Source organism: Chitinophagales bacterium, assembly GCA_020636535.1.
Classification (GTDB): Bacteria; Bacteroidota; Bacteroidia; order Chitinophagales; family JADIYW01; genus JADJSS01.
Genome location: JACJXT010000011.1, coordinates 2,067,463 through 2,084,700 on the forward strand (window position 1 = coordinate 2,067,463; position 17,238 = coordinate 2,084,700).

General features: G+C 30.3%; 13 protein-coding genes. 5 read left to right on the forward strand and 8 right to left on the reverse strand.

Features of this window, described 5'->3' with window-relative positions; all coding sequences use genetic code 11:
- Nucleotides 1-94 precede the first annotated feature (94 nt).
- The 5 genes from rlmB to H6553_09530 form a co-directional block, all read right to left on the reverse strand.
- Nucleotides 95-820, reverse strand: a complete 726-nt coding sequence (gene rlmB, locus H6553_09510) for a 23S rRNA (guanosine(2251)-2'-O)-methyltransferase RlmB (protein MCB9034062.1) — start codon at nucleotides 818-820, stop codon at nucleotides 95-97.
- Between the two features lie 217 nt (nucleotides 821-1,037).
- Nucleotides 1,038-1,457 (reverse strand): large-conductance mechanosensitive channel protein MscL, encoded by a 420-nt coding sequence (mscL, locus tag H6553_09515; protein MCB9034063.1) that lies wholly within the window; start codon nucleotides 1,455-1,457, stop codon nucleotides 1,038-1,040.
- 159 nt (nucleotides 1,458-1,616) lie between these two features.
- The gene (locus tag H6553_09520) at nucleotides 1,617-2,849 is read right to left on the reverse strand and encodes an ABC transporter permease (protein ID MCB9034064.1); all 1,233 of its coding nucleotides are present in this window, start codon (nucleotides 2,847-2,849) and stop codon (nucleotides 1,617-1,619) included.
- Between the two features lie 88 nt (nucleotides 2,850-2,937).
- A complete protein-coding gene (locus H6553_09525) occupies nucleotides 2,938-3,999 on the reverse strand; it encodes a hypothetical protein (GenBank protein MCB9034065.1) in 1,062 nt (353 codons plus the stop codon).
- A gap of 29 nt (nucleotides 4,000-4,028) precedes the next feature.
- Nucleotides 4,029-4,373 carry an alkylphosphonate utilization protein gene (locus H6553_09530; GenBank protein ID MCB9034066.1) on the reverse strand — a complete coding sequence of 115 codons (345 nt, stop codon included), beginning with the start codon at nucleotides 4,371-4,373 and terminating at the stop codon, nucleotides 4,029-4,031.
- A gap of 107 nt (nucleotides 4,374-4,480) precedes the next feature.
- Between H6553_09530 and H6553_09535 the strand changes: the two genes are divergently transcribed.
- Entirely contained in the window at nucleotides 4,481-5,725 is a 1,245-nt protein-coding gene (locus H6553_09535; GenBank protein ID MCB9034067.1) for an MFS transporter, read from the forward strand.
- 92 nt (nucleotides 5,726-5,817) lie between these two features.
- Nucleotides 5,818-6,048, forward strand: a complete 231-nt coding sequence (locus H6553_09540; protein ID MCB9034068.1) for a hypothetical protein — start codon at nucleotides 5,818-5,820, stop codon at nucleotides 6,046-6,048.
- A gap of 339 nt (nucleotides 6,049-6,387) precedes the next feature.
- On the opposite strand, the gene H6553_09545 is transcribed toward H6553_09540, so the two are convergent.
- Complete coding sequence (locus tag H6553_09545) at nucleotides 6,388-8,031, reverse strand: alkaline phosphatase family protein (protein ID MCB9034069.1); 1,644 nt, start codon at nucleotides 8,029-8,031, stop codon at nucleotides 6,388-6,390.
- A 198-nt stretch (nucleotides 8,032-8,229) separates the two neighbouring features.
- Here H6553_09545 and H6553_09550 point away from each other — a divergent pair, with 198 nt between their 5' ends.
- Complete coding sequence (locus tag H6553_09550) at nucleotides 8,230-9,285, forward strand: acyltransferase (GenBank protein ID MCB9034070.1); 1,056 nt, start codon at nucleotides 8,230-8,232, stop codon at nucleotides 9,283-9,285.
- Between the two features lie 124 nt (nucleotides 9,286-9,409).
- Complete coding sequence (locus tag H6553_09555) at nucleotides 9,410-10,150, forward strand: mechanosensitive ion channel (protein MCB9034071.1); 741 nt, start codon at nucleotides 9,410-9,412, stop codon at nucleotides 10,148-10,150.
- A 69-nt stretch (nucleotides 10,151-10,219) separates the two neighbouring features.
- On the opposite strand, the gene H6553_09560 is transcribed toward H6553_09555, so the two are convergent.
- Complete coding sequence (locus tag H6553_09560) at nucleotides 10,220-11,692, reverse strand: IS1634 family transposase (GenBank protein ID MCB9034072.1); 1,473 nt, start codon at nucleotides 11,690-11,692, stop codon at nucleotides 10,220-10,222.
- Between H6553_09560 and H6553_09565 the strand changes: the two genes are divergently transcribed.
- A complete protein-coding gene (locus H6553_09565; protein ID MCB9034073.1) occupies nucleotides 11,638-12,225 on the forward strand; it encodes a mechanosensitive ion channel in 588 nt (195 codons plus the stop codon). The two genes, H6553_09560 and H6553_09565, sit on opposite strands and share 55 nt — an antisense overlap.
- A gap of 36 nt (nucleotides 12,226-12,261) precedes the next feature.
- Here H6553_09565 and H6553_09570 read toward each other — a convergent pair whose 3' ends face one another.
- A complete protein-coding gene (locus H6553_09570) occupies nucleotides 12,262-17,238 on the reverse strand; it encodes a T9SS type A sorting domain-containing protein (GenBank protein ID MCB9034074.1) in 4,977 nt (1,658 codons plus the stop codon).

Sequence of the window (17,238 nt, forward strand, 5' to 3'; positions counted from 1 at the left end):
AAAAATAGCTAGTAAATACATACCTAGCATATGAAAAACAATAATTTAACACAATTATTCTTAAAATACCAATATATAATTAGTCATTAGAAAATCATCTATTGATTTCGTAGAGTGCCATGGCTGTTGCTACAGACACATTATATGATTCTACTTCGTTATAAATAGGTAGCTTACATAGTACATCTAGTTGTTTTTCTATATCTTTTGATATGCCTTCGCCTTCTGCTCCTACTACTAATGCCAGTGGCTTTTCTATAGTTGCCTCTTTTAGTAGTGTATTGGTATGCGAAGATAATCCTACTAATTGTATGCCATTGTGTTTAATGTCTTTTACTGTTGCCAACATATTTTCGGTTTTACAAACTGGTATATGCAATAATGCACCACTCGAAACTTTTATAGCATCTTCGCTAATGCTTACACTATTTCGTTTTGGAATTACAATTGCATCTACTTTTAAACCATAGGCAGTTCTGGCAATAGCTCCAAAGTTTCTTACATCGGTAATGCCATCTAAAATTAAAAGCAATGGTAAGTTGCCTTTTTCTAGTACACTATCTATAATATCTTGAATGTTGTAGTACGGAACTATTTCAATATACGCAACAATTCCTTGATGATTGCCTTTGCTTAGCTTGTTGATTTTTATTTCTGGAACAAATTGTACTACTACGCCTTGTTCTTTTGCTAGTTGCGTGATGCGTTTTATAATATCGCCATTACTTGACTTGCTGATAAATATTTTTTCGAAAGCTAATTCGTTTTGTTCTAGTGCTTCTTTAACTGCATTTCTGCCAATTATTAGTTGTTGTTTCATGGTGTAAAATTACAAATATAGTAATGATATTGCTTTAGTTTTTTGTAAACACATTTTTGTAGCAGTTACCAAGCATTAGGGATAGTAGTGAAAAGCCCACAGCGATTTGAAAAAGAGCGAGGACTTGTAACGGATAGCCCGACCGTAGGAATGCCATAAAAAAGAAAGAGCAGCTCGTGATTGAACTGCTCATAAAAATAAAGAATTGATAAATATATTATTTTTTAAGTAAATCTCTTATTTCGGTTAATAGTGTTTCTTCTGCACTTGGTGGTGTTGGTGCAGCTTCTTCTACTTTTTTCGTTTTGTTGACTGCTTTTACTATCATAAACATTACAAATGCAACTATAATAAAACTAATTAAAGCACTAATAAATGCTCCATAAGTAATGGCTACTTCTGGAACTTCTGGTGTAGTTACTGTACCTGCGGCGTCTGTTACGGCAGCTACTGCATCTCTTAAAACAATTTTTCCTTCTAAGTTTCCGCCCCACAATAAACTTATTGGTGGCATTACTATTCCGTCTATAAAAGAACTTACTACTTTGCCAAAAGCACCACCCATTACAAAAGCAACTGCCATGTCAACCAAGTTGCCTTTCATTGCAAACTCCTTAAATTCTTTCATCATGCTCATAGTGAAAAAAGTTTTAACAAATTTACTGATTTATAGAGTTTGGTTTTATTACACTATACTATTAGTTATTAACAGGAAAAATAATTTGTTTAAAATTGTTATTAAGTATAGAGTGATGGTGTTTTATATTTATTACAATATAATAATAAATTATTATCACTACTCGTATCTTAATGCTTCTATTGGGTCTTGCTTGGCTGCTTTTATTGCTGGATATAGTCCTGAAATTAATCCTACGACTAAACAAAATATTACTGCAATAGTAATCCAGTTCCATGGAATGATAAAACTTCCGCCAATAGAAATAGAGACTAAGTTGCCAAATAAAATACCTAATACTATTCCTAATGCACCACCAATTTGACAAATAACCATCGCTTCTATTAAGAATTGTTGTATGATATTAGTTCTTGTTGCACCAATGGCTTTAAGTGTACCAATTTCTTTGGTTCTTTCGGTTACGCTTACTAGCATAATATTCATTAAACCAATAGCTGCTCCAAATAGTGTAATAATACCAATTATAAATCCTGCCATAGTTGCAAAACCCATTTTTTCTACGAACATTCCAGAAATACTATCGCTTTTAAGTATATCAAAATTATTTTGGTCTTTTGGATGTAAGTGTCTTACATTACGCATTAGAACAGTTGCTTTATCTATTACTTCAGACAAACTATCATTTGGATTGCCTTGAATACTAATAACATAAGATGCTGTAGCATAACTATAATATTGCTTTGCCTTTTTTATAGGAATGATAGCAATATCGTCTGTGGTAATTAAGCTAGACCCTTTTTCATTTAAAACACCTACTACTTTAAATTTTAAATCGTCGAGTTTTACAAAGGTATTGTCTAGTGTATATTTATTGCCAAATATTTTTTGTGCTACCGTATATCCAAGTATAATGGTATTGTCTCCTCTATCTAATTCTGAAGTAGTAAAATTTCTTCCTTTATACAACGAATAACCTTCATTATTGATATAGTTTTCATCTGTGCCAAGTACTGTAATGTTTGGATTTGTTTTTTTGTCTTTGTACTTTATAGTAGATGCTCCATTGGCTAAATACTGAACTGATGTAGCATACTCTTGATTGAATTTATTTTTAAAGTCTACTGCTTCGTTATAAGCAATAGGTTTAAATACTTTTGCAGCTTCTCTTTCTCCATCTAAATTAAAAGACAAACTGGTGTTTCTAATTTTAAAAGAGTTGGCTCCCATAGCACTAAAACTATTTGATAGATACATCTTTAAACCATCTACCGATGTAAGAATACAAACCAAAGCCATAATACCAATACCTATTATACAGCAAGTAATTACAGTTCTTACAATGTTGGTTTTTATTGCTTGTGTAGCTATTTTTATTGTATCTAGAAATTGCACGGTGCGAAGTTAAGTAAATTAACCGAATAGATAATATTGTGAAATGTTTTGTTATAGTATAACACTAATACTTTAAAAGCAATACTTATTACATCTGTACATGATTTTTTACTTCAAATGCTTTTGGTATTTCGTCTGTGCTTTCGCCTAGGTTTTCTCTTAAGTCTATTTCTATTCCTCTTGCAATTGCAGAAATTGGTACATCGTTTGCTGAACCTTCAAACGGATTCTCTCCTACTCTACCAATTCTGTTCATCGTATGAAATATCCACATAATTATCATAGAAAATGGAATTGATACCCAAGCAAACCAACATTCTACGCCTGGAAATTTTTCTGCTAATTTTAATCCTAGTTCTTGAAACTGACTAGCCAAAGCAATTGGAATGGCAAAAATAAATATCCAAGTAAAATGATGTAAGATAGAAGCAAACTGTCTTGGATATGGAAAGTTTTTTATTCGCTCTGATTTTCCTTGGTGTGTAAATAACTCTTCTAGTACATTTTCTAATTCTAAGAAAGAAAATTCCCAAATTAGTTTTTGTTCTTTTAATGCTTTTAAATGATGTGATTGCAAATACAAGATTGCTGTTTGTTTATTAGATTTATTTTTTATATAATTTAAATCTGATTCTGACAAATAAGGTTGCACTGCTTCTTCAAATGGAATATGAAATTCTGGAACATATATCATATTAGACCATTCTTTATTTGTTTTTTCTTGCATTACATATTCCCAAGGTTTTGCTTGTCGCATAGCATACCTAAGAGCAGTAAGCCAAGCAATATGTCTATAAGTAATTGTTTTTACTATCGATTTTAATTCAGCTTCACTTATTGGTTGTTGTGCATTATGGTCATTATTAATAAAGTCTTGCACCATCATTCCAAAAGTTCTAGATGAATTAACAATAGCTCCCCAAATTTGTCTAGCTTCCCAAATTCTTCCGTATGCAGAATTGCTCTGAAAACCTATTACAAATGCAACAGCTGTACCAACTAATGCCACTGGTGTAAATGGAATTTGTAGTGTTCTCATGCTTAGTTCAAACAACAACACTTCTATAATAGCTATAGCAAAAAACTGATAGAGTTCAAACCGTGTCCAAACCAACATATCTTTTGCTCCAAAAATCTTTTTAGTGTACATATTTTAAATATAAAAATAATTATAGAAAGTTATGCTTTTCTTACAAATTCAGATTTCAACGACATGAACCCAAATCCATCTATCTTACAATCAATATTATGGTCGCTATCTACTAGCTTAATATTTTTAACCTTAGTTCCTGCTTTAACTGGTTTTGGTGCACCTTTTACAGGCAAATCTTTTAGTACAATAACGCTATCACCATCTTGTAGCTCGTTTCCATTTGCATCTAATACTATAAATGCATCGTTGATTTCATCAGTTGTAGTCAACTCTGGATTCCATTCGTAGAAACAATCAGGACAGATTAATAACTCACCACTTGGATAAACGAAACTACCATTACACTTTGGACAATTCGGAAATTCAGACATATTTTTCTATTATTTTGACGAAAATACCAAAAAATAGTGGCAATATTTATTTAGAATATCCTAGTTTTACGATTTTAATTCAACTTAATTGATATTTGTATTTATAAATGGAAACTTTTGACAGTTTAGTTTTAGAAGAAGATGAACAACCAAAAGGCAGAAACAATGAGTACTTATTGGTATTTTTGTTAGCATTTATTTGCTATTTAGCATCGGTAGATGCTATGCTACTAATGCCTTTAATTAACGAAGTAATGGCTGCATTTAAAGTAGGCACAAAATCTGCTACTACGGTTGTTTCTATTTATTCGTTCTTTGCTTTTTTATCTGGCATATTATCTTCTGGTTGGGTAGATAGATTTGATAGAAAAAAAGCTTTACTCTTTTGTTTTGCAGGATTTACCATTGGCACTACTCTATGTGCATTTGCTACCAATTTTTATGCTATGATTGGTTGTAGAGCTATTACTGGAGTTTTTGGTGGTATTGTTGGTGGTGTTGCAACAGCTATGGTTAGCGATATTATTCCATACGAAAGAAGAGCTACTGCAATTAGCATTATTTCTTTATCGTTTGCTGTAGCAGCTATTACAGGAATTCCTTTTGCTTTTCATTTGGTAATTAAATATGATTTATTTATGCCTTTTAAAATTTTGGCTGCAGTAAGTGGTTTAACATTACTCGCTGTTCATGTGTGGTTACCTAATATGACTGACCATATACATCTAATAGATAAATCGGTAAAAAGACTAGCTTATATAGTAGATGTATTCAAAGATAAAAATCAAGTATTGGCATTATTCTTAGCATTTATTATCATATTTAGTCATCAAGTAGTTATTTTATTTATCATTCCTTATTTTGAAAATAATATTGGATTTGATGAAGATTGGGTACCAATTATGTATGCTATTGGTGGAATATGTACCGTTATAACTTCTCCATTTATAGGTAAATTTTCAGACAAAATAGGCAATAAACAATCTTTTCTAATTTTAATGTTATTGTCATTTATTCCTATATATATTACTACCAATATTACTAGTGCAAGTATTCCTGTAGCTATAGTTATTTGTGCTACCTTTTTTATTTTGGCAGCTGGAAGAATTATTCCTGCTTATACTATTATGACTGCTGCTACTACAAAAGATAAGAGAGGTGGATTTATGAGTTTGCGTTCTGCCTTTTTAGAATTGGGAACTGCAGTTGCTTCTGTAGTAAGTGGTTTTGTTGTAGGCATCAATACCACAGGAAAAGTAACTAATTTCAATAAACTAGGTTATATTTCTATAGCATGTGGTTTGTTAGCTATAGTTATTTCTAGATTTGTAAAAGTAGTTACTACCGACTAAAAGCGTTAAATCAACATTAATTTGCAAATTGTTTATTGTATTTGTTTTTATTTTTTGATTTAATGCTTACTTTTGAACAAAATCTATTTGATATGAATAAGATGACGCTCGTTTTTGGTGCTATTATGTGTTTCTTAGGAACAGTTTTATTGCTAGTAACTATATTTTTATACATGAACACTAGTGCATTTTTAAATTATAATGTAGCTAAACAACCTGGAATTGGACAAGTGAAATTATTTGTGCCATTATTAATTTCAGTTGCATTATTAACTTTTGGTGTATTATTTGCAAAAAACAAAGAATTAGATGGTCATCATTAATTATTGATTGCTAATTTATAAGATACAGAAAAGCTCAACTATTAAGTTGAGCTTTTTTATTTTGGAATATTATTCTAACCTGAGTTATGGATTAGAACAGTTTGAATAAACTAGCAATTATTAGAAAAAGAGCGTCTTTACGAGCGGATGAAAGTAGCGAAGTCTACCTGTTCGGCACCATGTCTACCGACAGGTAGAGACAGGTAATCTACTTTATAGCAGTTCATAGTTTGAGATTGCCACAATTTTGTTCGTATCTCTCAAAATTTCGCAATGACGATTGATTATCAGTTAATTATATAGAATTTAATCCATAACTCAGGTTATTCTACTAAACATTTACTTTTTAAGTGCACCTTCTACTGGTTTTCCTATACAACCATTTGGTTCTTGAATTTTTAAAATAGCACTTATTGTTGCAGCAATATCTGAAATATATCTTTGTGAATAATCTTTTCCTGCTGGAATATGATTGCCAAAAAATATCATAGGTATATGTGTATCGTAATTGTAAGCAGAACCATGTGTTGTTCCTTGAATATAGTCTGACATCCAAGCTGGTTGTAACTGAATGTATAAATCGCCAGAACGATTTTTGTTATAACTATTGGTAATCATCATTTTATATGGTGCTACTAGTGTTGCTTGTTCTACCGCAGACAAATCAATTACATCTGCAATTTCTTCAAACGATAATAAAAACTGAGTAGTTTTTTGTTTTACTTTTTCTAGTAATGCAGCATCTTTATCTAATACATCGTGATTAAAAAATACTTGTTGATTACTAATAGATTCTATATAATTTTTATTATTAAACTCTGCAATTAAAAAAGAATCCATCTTGGCTTTAAACACTTTAGATATTTCGTTTCCTGCTGGAATTCTATGCGATTGTAAAAACGAAGCATTGTTTGCTGCACCATGGTCTGCTGTTAGAAAAAACACATAGTTATCTCTACCTAATTGATTGTCTAAGAAAGCAATAAAACTAGCAATGTCTTTGTCTAATCGTAAGTACATATCTTCAATTTCTACTGCATTACAACCAAACTGATGTCCAATAATATCTGTAGAAGATAAACTAACGCACAGCAAATCTGTAAAATTACCTTTGCCTAAATTTTCATGCTGAATACATGCTTTTGCTAAATTAAGTGTCATTGTATTTCCATAAGGCAATGCTTTTAAAATATCGTGGTCATCTTCTAAAAGTGCTTCTACATCATGAGCAAAAACTGGTGCAGATTCGTTATCGTAGTTTGCTTCCCAAGAAACATTGTCTTCTGTACTTTCATGATAATCTTGTAATGCTAAAAGTGTTTCCCATTTCGTAGCATCAAATTTATCTTGTTGAATGATTTTATTTTGTGTTTCCACCCAATTAGGCAAAGACTTCATATAATAAGTTGAGCTAATCCATTTTCCAGTTTTTCCATCAAACCAATAAGCAGCATCGGCAGCATGACCAGCTGGTAAAATAGCACTTCTGTCTTTTATAGCAATTCCAATTACTTTAGATTTATTGGCATTTGAAATTTTTAGTTCGTCTCCTATTGTTGTCGTCAACATATTTTTTGGACTTGCATTTCCTGCATCAGTATTGCTTCCTACAGTATTAAAATTATCATCGGTAACACAGTATATACTTTTTTTACTAATCTTATCGTACCAACCATTACCAATAATTCCGTGAACTGCTGGTACTGTTCCTGTGTAAATACTAGTATGTCCTGGTGCTGTATAAGTTGGCACATAGTTGTAGTGAGCAAACTCGCAGTTATACCCTTTTTCTGTTAATAAGTTAAAGCCATTGCTAGTGTATTTATCATGAAAACGATAAAGGTAATCCCAACGCATTTGGTCAATAACCAAACCGATTACTAGCTTTGGCTGTTGCTGAGTTGCTGTTGGTTGATTTTTATTTTTCTTAGCAAACGAAACTATCGATATAAAAACAAGTGTGATAAAAAGTATTTTTTTCATTGCTCGACTTTGTACAAAGATAGGTTTTATTGATTAAGTTGACATTACGATTACTTGTATTTTGAGATAGGATTATTTACAAATATCATTATGTGCTTTCTATTTTAGATTATTCTTATTTTGTAAGATAGATTCATTTCGTAAAATAAGTGATATATTTACTCTGTTGTAATATAAACATTTAATAGAATATTTTATATGAAAAGCATTCACTATCCAAGTATTAATGGATTAAGAGCAATAAGTATTTTATTTGTAATATTAGGACATATTAAATTGGAATTATACAAAATTCCATATTTATCAACAATATTTAAAAAGTTTTATTTTCTTACAGATGGACAATTAGGTGTAAATATTTTCTTTGTAATATCTGGCTTTCTGATTACTATTCTATTAATTTCAGAGAAAGAAAAACACAAAAGCATTTCAATTAAAAATTTTTATATACGAAGAGTATTAAGAATATTCCCTGCATATTATTTCTTACTATTAATATATGCTTTACTGTGTATTCTACATATAATCTCAATTCCAATTCAATCATGGCTTACTGCTCTAACTTACACTAAATATCTCAATTGGCAATTAGATTGGTATACTGGTCATGCATGGTCATTAAGCATAGAAGAACAGTTTTATTTATTTTGGCCATTAACTTTTCTACTTAATAAGAGAACTCAAATTGCAATCATTCTACTAATTCTAGTAGCGTGTCCTTTGTTTAGAGTTTATGGTATTATAAGTGAACACACTTGGAATAACGGTTTAACTATATTTCAAAGATTAGATGCTATAGCTATAGGTTGTTTAGCTGCTTTTAATTATAAAGTATTAACTAAATTTATTGTAAAAGCAGGACACTACATAGTTATTATAGTTGTTCTATATTTTATTTTATTTCCATACTTGGAGTATATCAATAGAGTTTTTTCTCTTCATATGAATCTTTTTATTGTTACTTTCTTTGGTTCGTTTGGAACATTCACCAATCTTATCATATTGTTTTTATTAATATATTCAATAAACATAAAAAATAGTATTGCATTTAAATTATTAAACAACAAATTATTAAATTTTATAGGAATTATTTCCTATAGTTTATATTTATGGCAACAGCTATTTGTTGCTGATACGGCATTTGGCATGAAAATATTTCCTTATAATATTATTCTAATTATACTCTGTAGTTTGATATCTTACTATGTAATAGAAAAACCTTTTTTAAAATTAAAGAAAAAGTTTAGTGTATAATATTATTAAAAATTACGACAAACAAAGTAATATATAGCAAATATAATTACTAGAAAATACAGAGTATATTGTGAATTCTTTTTTAAATCATAAACAAAATTAAAATATAGTTGTATTTTGCAATATGATTATTCATTCAATACTATTAAACAGTAACAATTTATCACCTTGGGAAAAGGTAAGCAATAAGCTAGTTGGCTGGTATGATGCTTTAGTTATTAATTTACCTAATATACTAATTGCATTATTACTATTTACCATATCCTTTTTCCTTTCAAAGTTTTTACAAGAAAAAATAAGTCGTTTATTGCGTCGTTTCATCAAACAACCCTCAATTAGAGAATTAATAGGTAATCTTACCGCTATTGTAATAATAATGCTTGGTCTAATTTTAGCACTAGCTGTTCTTAACTTAGATAGCACCTTAAAATCTTTATTAGCTGGTGCTGGTGTTGCTGGTTTAGCTATAAGCTTAGCATTACAAGGTGCATTAACTAATACTTTTTCTGGAATCTTTATTGCTGTAAATGATGAATTAAATATTGGAGACTGGATTGAAAGTAATGGATTTGCTGGAAATATTGAAGAAATAGATTTAAGAAACACAAAAATTAAAGAAGCAGATAACAATATTGTTGTTATTCCGAATAAAATGATTCTGGATAAACCATTTAAAAATTATGGTTTAACTAAAAGAATTAGATGTTCGATAGAGTGTGGAATAGATTATGAATCTGATTTAGAGAAAACTAAAAATATTGCAATAGCAGCAATACAACAAAAGTTTCCTAATAATGATGGCAGTAAAGTTGAGTTTTATTATACCAACTTTGGAGATAGTGCTATAGATTTTTCTCAAGTTTGACACGATATTGAGTTAATTAATTGATTATCAACAATAGTGTTATTGGATTGGCTCACTACAAATTGGATTTTATAGTGTTAGTTTGTCTTTTGGAATGATGGGTTGTAATGGCATTAAACCTATTGCTCTTTGAAGTGCAATTTCGTTTTCTGTTGGTCTTGAACGTACATAGATTTGCTCTTTATTGTGTTGTAACAAGCTTACTTGCATTTTATTTAGCGTAGTTCTTAGCGTATTCTCTGTGAGTTTTAGTCCGCTTTTATTGGTTCTTTGTAGTGTGTAGTTTAATAGTGTATAAGCGATATAGCATAAACAAATATGTCCTTTAATTCGTTTGTCTGTCCAATGAAACATGGGTCTTATTTCTAAGTGTGCTTTAAAGGTTCTAAAGGTGTGTTCTATTTTATAAAGTTGTTTGTATTGTTCTAATACTTGTGTTGCTGTAAGGGTTTTGTTGTTGGTGCTAATAGCCAAAATGCCATCGTACTTTGCATCGTTTATTAGTTTTTGTTCATTCAGTTCATAGCTGCCTTTTGGGTTTTGTTGTATATAAAACCTACTTGCTTTTTTGGTAATTAGAGCTGTATTTTTTAATAGTATTTTAGCTGTAGCTTCTTTGTCTTCTCTATCTTGTTTGTCTTTTTTTGCTCGTTTTTGGCTGTGTGTTACGATGATTGTTTTACCATCGTGTTCTACGGTTTTATATGTAATTACAATGGCTTCGCCAGTTGTATCATGGTATATCCATTGTTTGGTAAAAGAAGCTAAATCGGTAAGCTCGGTTTGTAATGTTTTAGGTAAACTTTTGATGCGTTCGCCAAGTATAAATTCGTAGCCATTGTTTTTGGTAATTTCGATGTTATGTTTCGATAACATACCTCTATCTGCTACCATAATTATTTTTTCTATTTGATATTGTTTTTTTAAATCGATTAATGCTTTTTCAAAAGTATGTCCTTCGTAGGTATTGCCTTCAAAAATTTGATAACCAATCGGATTTTTATCAGTATCTATGAGCATACAAAACAAGATTTGTGTGTTTCCTATTTTGCCATCTTTACTAAATCCTTTTTGCCTAAGTTTGCCTTGTTGTTCTACTTCACTTTCAAAATACAAAGTGGTTACATCATAAAATACAACATCCAATTTTTGATTAAATAAATCTCTGCCTGTTTGGAAAATTTGTTGTTGAATGAGCGATTGATTGTCGGCTAATTTATCTAAAGTTCGATACAAGTGATGTAGCGAAACAGTAGGCAAATTAAGATATTCCGACTGATGTAGATAATTTTGATGTTTACTACACGGATCTTGTAATCGCTCTAAAAGCATCAACAAAACAGCATCCGAAAAATTAAATTGTAGTTTGTTTTTTGAGGCTATTCTGCGAAACACATCTTGCAAACCATAATGCTGTAATACTTTTTGGTAGAGGTATTGATAGCCATAATTGTATCTGCCTAATTCTAACAAATCGCCAGTTAGCAATGCCTTTACTTCGCCACCACCTAACTCAAATAATTGGATACCGATGGCTCGCAATTGGGCTGGTTTATAATCTTCTACTTTGCCAAGTGTGTGTAATATTTTGTGCTTTGATTTGCCCTCATCATTTCGATAGCTTTCTAAGATACGCAAATACGTGCCTGATGATTTTTTCTCTATCCGCAAAAATGACATACTGCAAAAATAGAGCGGATAAACTAATTATAAAAGCAACCAAAAAAAAATCGGCTCACTACAAATTTGAAAAAATAAAAACAAAACTCAATAAAATAAGGCGTTCTCAGTCATATTTTATGAAAAGGTGTCAAACTCGAGAGAAAACTAAAAATATTGCAATAGCAGCAATACAACAAAAGTTTCCTAATAATGATGGCAGTAAAGTTGAGTTTTATTATACCAACTTTGGAGATAGTGCTATAGATTTTTTATTAAGATTTTGGGTAGATGCCAAAGAAAATAAAACTGCACTAGAGGTTAAGAGCGAAGCAATTATTGCTATTAAAACTGCTTTTGATGAACATAAAATTAATATTCCGTTTCCTATTACAACACTTATACAGCAAAGTTAATTAACGATACCTTTTAATCCTTAAGAAGATAAAATATTATCTAGCAATATATAATTTGCCATAACCATTTTCAAAGTATTTATCGGCGGCAGTTGGTCTGAGTTCTATATTAGCACCATCATTTGATTTAGCAATTACTTTATAGAAGTAAACACCATTAGCTAATTTATCACCATAAGTATCTGTTCCGTCCCAAGCAAAGTCGGTAATATTAGTACCAATATGAATATTGCCTAATTCTGCTCTAGAAATTTCTTTCACCATTTTACCACTTACACTATATATTTGAATTCTAAAATTATTAGGCACTTCACTTCCTGTAATAGTAAATACAAACCTAGTAGAAGTAGAAAACGGATTTGGATAATTCAATAAATTAGTAATTGATGGTTTTCCGTCTACTTTAAAGCGAATGGTATAATCATAAATTCCTGCATTATTACTACTTCTGTCTGTTCCTTGTGCTATTAATTCATATTCGCCATCTGCTAGTGTTGGTTTGTAGTACAACCTTGCTTCGTTATTAGTTGCTAACTGAGCTGCATTGGCTGGAATAAACGAAACACCTTCTGTACTTCCTGTAATTTGAATTGGATTCAAAGGATTGCTTAAATCTTTTAAATATATTGTAAAACCATTGGTATCATTCAAAGCCAATTGTTTGTTCTCATCTTTTAGTCTAAATAAAATTTCTGGTGTAGCAGAAACATATTCATTGTCTGTGATATGCCTTCCATCAAAAGTTACATCTAAAATTGGATTGATATTGTCTTTATCTACAAATACTACAAATTCTGCAAAGTTATTATAGTGAAATTGCTCTATTTGGTCATTATTTGGATTAACTTCTACTATAATTCTGTTTACTCCATAATAAAAAGGTGTAGGAAAATTATAATTAAAAACGATATCTAAACTAGACATACCTGGAAGTGGAGCTATTCGTTCATAAAACTCATATACATTATTATTAGCATTGATAATTGTAAACTTCACCAATAAGCTATCCATATTTATTGGAGTAACATTTTGCACTGCTACAGTTGCAGTATAATTATCTCCCATGGAAATTGAATCTGCTGATGTATGAAATGTAATTGTTGGATTGACTACTGCTTCTGGAGCTTTGTCGTAAGTAATTCGCCAATAATCGAGTTGTGGTGAAGTGCTATGCGTTCTGTCTGTAGAGTTCCATTCTAACTCTAAGAACGGATATGTTGTTGCATTTATATTAGCTAATGATAGTGAATTAACAGAAATATTATTATATAATATATTTCTAGTACCATTTGTATCAATACCAATAATATCTACATTACTTAAATCATTACTAGGCGTTTCTAATGCATGCCAATCAAATAAAAAATCTTTCCAAAGTTTTGATGGCCCAATTAAAGGCGATTGCATTACACCATTTGTCCAATTGCCAGAAAAAATAAAAGTAGTATCTATAATACCTTCTGAAGCTGGTCGTTTTATTTGAATTGGCGTAAATGCAGGATTATTTTTTTGTAAGAAAAATACAAAAGGCACATTATCTTGTTGATTACGAATTTGTGTTACACCTAAGTTTTCAAAAGCATCAAAAAGAGAGTTTCCATTAATAGCTAAATCGTTATTCCATTGAGAATAACCAGCATTATAGAAAGAATAACCCATTACATAAGCATTATCTGGAATAGAGTTTAAGAAATTAGTAAGTACTAATCTTTTATAAGCTCCTTCTGTTGGATCGGTATATCTTGTAGGAAATTCTGTTATATCTAAAGGAATAGAGTTTGTTACACAATTCCTGTCTCCATAAGTTCCAAGTCCAGTATTACCTATTTGATAAGATTGCCAATTTTTATTAGTATTAACATCATAAACAAAGAAAATAAAACTTCTTCTATCACAAGAGTTTCTAGCAATTAAAAAGTTATCAAAATAAGTTTCTATAGATTGATCACTAATAATTCCATTAATAACTCTAAGTGTTCTAAATGTATTTGGATATTTAAAAATTCTATTATTTGGAAGTTGCAGTGTTACAAATTTATCTTTTAAATATTGAAAATAATGCGATTGATTCCAACCAGTACTTAGTGATGTATTATATAGGAAAGAACTATTTCTCCAATTTAATGCATTATTGTATATCGTATCTAAACTGCCACGCCAATAATATACTTTATCTTCTAAATGTGGAATATTTGGATCCCAAACGATAGTAGCTCCTGGTGCATTTACTCTTTCTGTAACTAATAAAGGAGAATTAAACAATTCTGTAGTATCTATTTGAAAAATGTATTGTCTTGTTGGCGCAAAATTATCGGCAGTATTAAAAGTTAGTTTAAAATTTGGATTATTAACTATACAAAACTCGTAGGGAAACAAAGGCAAAATATCATCGGCACTAATTACTTTAGTTATAGTAACTTGGTTGTTGAACTCTGAATATTCATCTATTTCATCACCATAATCTACTTTTATCGTAAATGTATTAATTCCTGCACCAATAAATGGATCTGTTGGAATCCAAATACTTATATCATCTTCTCTTATGGTACTTGGAATACGCACACTATATGATCTTATAGTTCCATTAGGAAAAATTCTATCAATATTAACTGTAAAATAATCATTTACAGCTGCACCTAAATTTTGTATGTGAATATTTATTTGAAAAGAATCGTTAGACACATTTGGACTAAAAGGATTGAATGTAATACTACTAGCATCTATGTAGTAATCTGGTTTAGTAAATGTATTTATTTTTAGTGCTGGATCTCCATGAAAAATCATCTGTTCTCCCATTAATGGATCTAAAGGTGTATTAGGCAAGCCAATTACTTTTGATGCAGCTGCTTTTAAAGTATTTCCTATTGCCTCATTATAATGATTAAATGATATATTATTATAAAAATTAGTCGTATAGTTATTTAAAGTAGAAGCAATAGCTAAATATATTGGAGCAATAAATCCAATAGCCGCTTTCTCTGGTGCTAGTACAAATCTTTCACTATAGCTATTAGCACTGCTACCAAAAATATTCCCTACAAAACAACCATTCGATAATAACAAATGATACTTTCCTTTATTGGTATAATTTTCTGGTACTAAATTAAAATCAAGTGTGGTAGTAGCAGAGTGACCGAAAAAAGTAATTAAAGAAACACCATTATCAATAAGTGAATCTATAAAAACACTTTGAGCAACTTGTACTGGCTCTGCACTTGTTTTAAAAACACTATACACTTTCCCACCATATTTAGCAGCTTCTATAGTTGCTTTATAACCATTTAAATATGCTTTAAATACATCTTGTTCAAAACTAGAAAAACCTCCACCTAAATGCACTACACTTTTCATCCACGCTTTATTATCTGGTGTCATATCTGATGGCAGTGTATCTTGCTGAACGGCTTCGTACTCTTTAACTTTATCTAAGTAGGTTTTAATTTTATCGCCATTTGTAACAACAGATAATCGACCTATACCTATTTGTGGTGTATTTTGTGTAGCAGAACGAGCTACTAATAAATTATCGGAAGCTGGCGTTCCATATGTTTGTACATATTTATAAGCGTTAGTCTGATAATCAGATCCTTTTCCAATAATAAATGCTAACTCTGGTTTAATAGTAAAATTATCTATAGCATAGTTTACAAAATTTCTAATAGCCAATGGATGTTGCTCTACACCATAAATATACTGATCGTTTAATTGATCGATGTAAAAGATATTAGCATTATAACTTCCTCCTGCAACAGAGTTTCTATAGTTTTTATACTCTTGTAAATAATTTACACCGCTAGTACTTGTATTAAATGTAACATTAGATATAATTAAATAATTTCCTTGATTATTTAAAGCTGCATAATTGGTAAAATTTCTAGCAGTTAACGAAGTAATATAATTAATCTGCGTTACATCGCTGGTAGATAAAATTAATTTAGTTTTAGGTAATGCAGTTGCTGGTAAATTAAATACAATTTTAGTTCCAACAACAATTCCTTCATACCTTTGTTTATTATTTACATCATATAAAATTGGTCTTAAACCACCATTACTAAAATTAGTAACTTCAAAATAAACTGCATTGGTTTTATCTATGCTAAATTGAAATAATGATTTATTTTTAAAATTATAATTACAAGGATAGGTTAATTGCACTGCAATTGCTCTAATAGATTCGCCAGTAAGTTGTGTAGCAGCAGTTATACTAGTATTACCCGTTAAGTTTATAGTATTAGCATCAAAAGATAAATCTAGTTTTCTTACCATTCTACCAAAAAAATTATCCGTATATTGAAATATATTTCCTGCCTTTACTAGTATACTATGGCTCACTTGATTGACAAAGAAATTAATTTTAAGATTAGCCGTTAGTCCACTTGCATAATACGCATTATTTGTATTTATAGTATAACCTCCACTTAAAGCACCAGAATAACCTTCTGCCATATCGAAATCAGAATTGTATAAATCACTTACACCTGCATAAGCTAAAACACCGTCATTTTTTGTAGTAGAAAATTTTTCTTCGGTAGTATAACAATACGCTTCTTTTGTTGGATGAACCGTAGTATCGTTTGTAACAGCTGTAATTCTTGAATTAACTACAAATGGATCTATGGTTAAAAAATATGGAGCATTATCTGTAAACAAACTTTTTCTATCGTGTGGTTGATCTGTTGTTGGATTTTTATACAAAGCTACATCTAAACTACCATCGTTCATTTCTCCATAAAACTCAATAAAATCACTTGTGCCAAACAAATTCAAGGTAGAAGCATATACAGGAACTTCTTGTCCGTATCTATACAACTTAATATCTGAACCTTTTAAAATAGATGGATTAATACCTGCACTGACTAGATTACTATAATTAATTCTACACAAGCCATTTGTATTAACTGTAAATTTATAATAAGTTTTAGAATAATCTATCCATTCATTGCCATAAGTTTGTGCTTCTGCTTTAAAAATAAACAGCGTACACAATAGTATACAAGCAAATATTTTATTCAT

Bases quoted from the DNA above. Each gene is read 5' to 3' on its own strand.
- rlmB (MCB9034062.1), bottom strand. From the start codon at position 820: ATGAAACAACAACTAATAATTGGCAGAAATGCAGTTAAAGAAGCACTA.
- H6553_09535 (MCB9034067.1), top strand. From the start codon at position 4,481: ATGGAAACTTTTGACAGTTTAGTTTTAGAAGAAGATGAACAACCAAAA.
- H6553_09525 (MCB9034065.1), bottom strand. From the start codon at position 3,999: ATGTACACTAAAAAGATTTTTGGAGCAAAAGATATGTTGGTTTGGACA.
- H6553_09545 (MCB9034069.1), bottom strand. From the start codon at position 8,031: ATGAAAAAAATACTTTTTATCACACTTGTTTTTATATCGATAGTTTCG.
- H6553_09565 (MCB9034073.1), top strand. From the start codon at position 11,638: ATGCCTTTACTTCGCCACCACCTAACTCAAATAATTGGATACCGATGG.
- H6553_09550 (MCB9034070.1), top strand. From the start codon at position 8,230: ATGAAAAGCATTCACTATCCAAGTATTAATGGATTAAGAGCAATAAGT.
- H6553_09555 (MCB9034071.1), top strand. From the start codon at position 9,410: ATGATTATTCATTCAATACTATTAAACAGTAACAATTTATCACCTTGG.
- H6553_09570 (MCB9034074.1), bottom strand. From the start codon at position 17,238: ATGAATAAAATATTTGCTTGTATACTATTGTGTACGCTGTTTATTTTT.
- H6553_09530 (MCB9034066.1), bottom strand. From the start codon at position 4,373: ATGTCTGAATTTCCGAATTGTCCAAAGTGTAATGGTAGTTTCGTTTAT.
- H6553_09540 (MCB9034068.1), top strand. From the start codon at position 5,818: ATGAATAAGATGACGCTCGTTTTTGGTGCTATTATGTGTTTCTTAGGA.
- mscL (MCB9034063.1), bottom strand. From the start codon at position 1,457: ATGAGCATGATGAAAGAATTTAAGGAGTTTGCAATGAAAGGCAACTTG.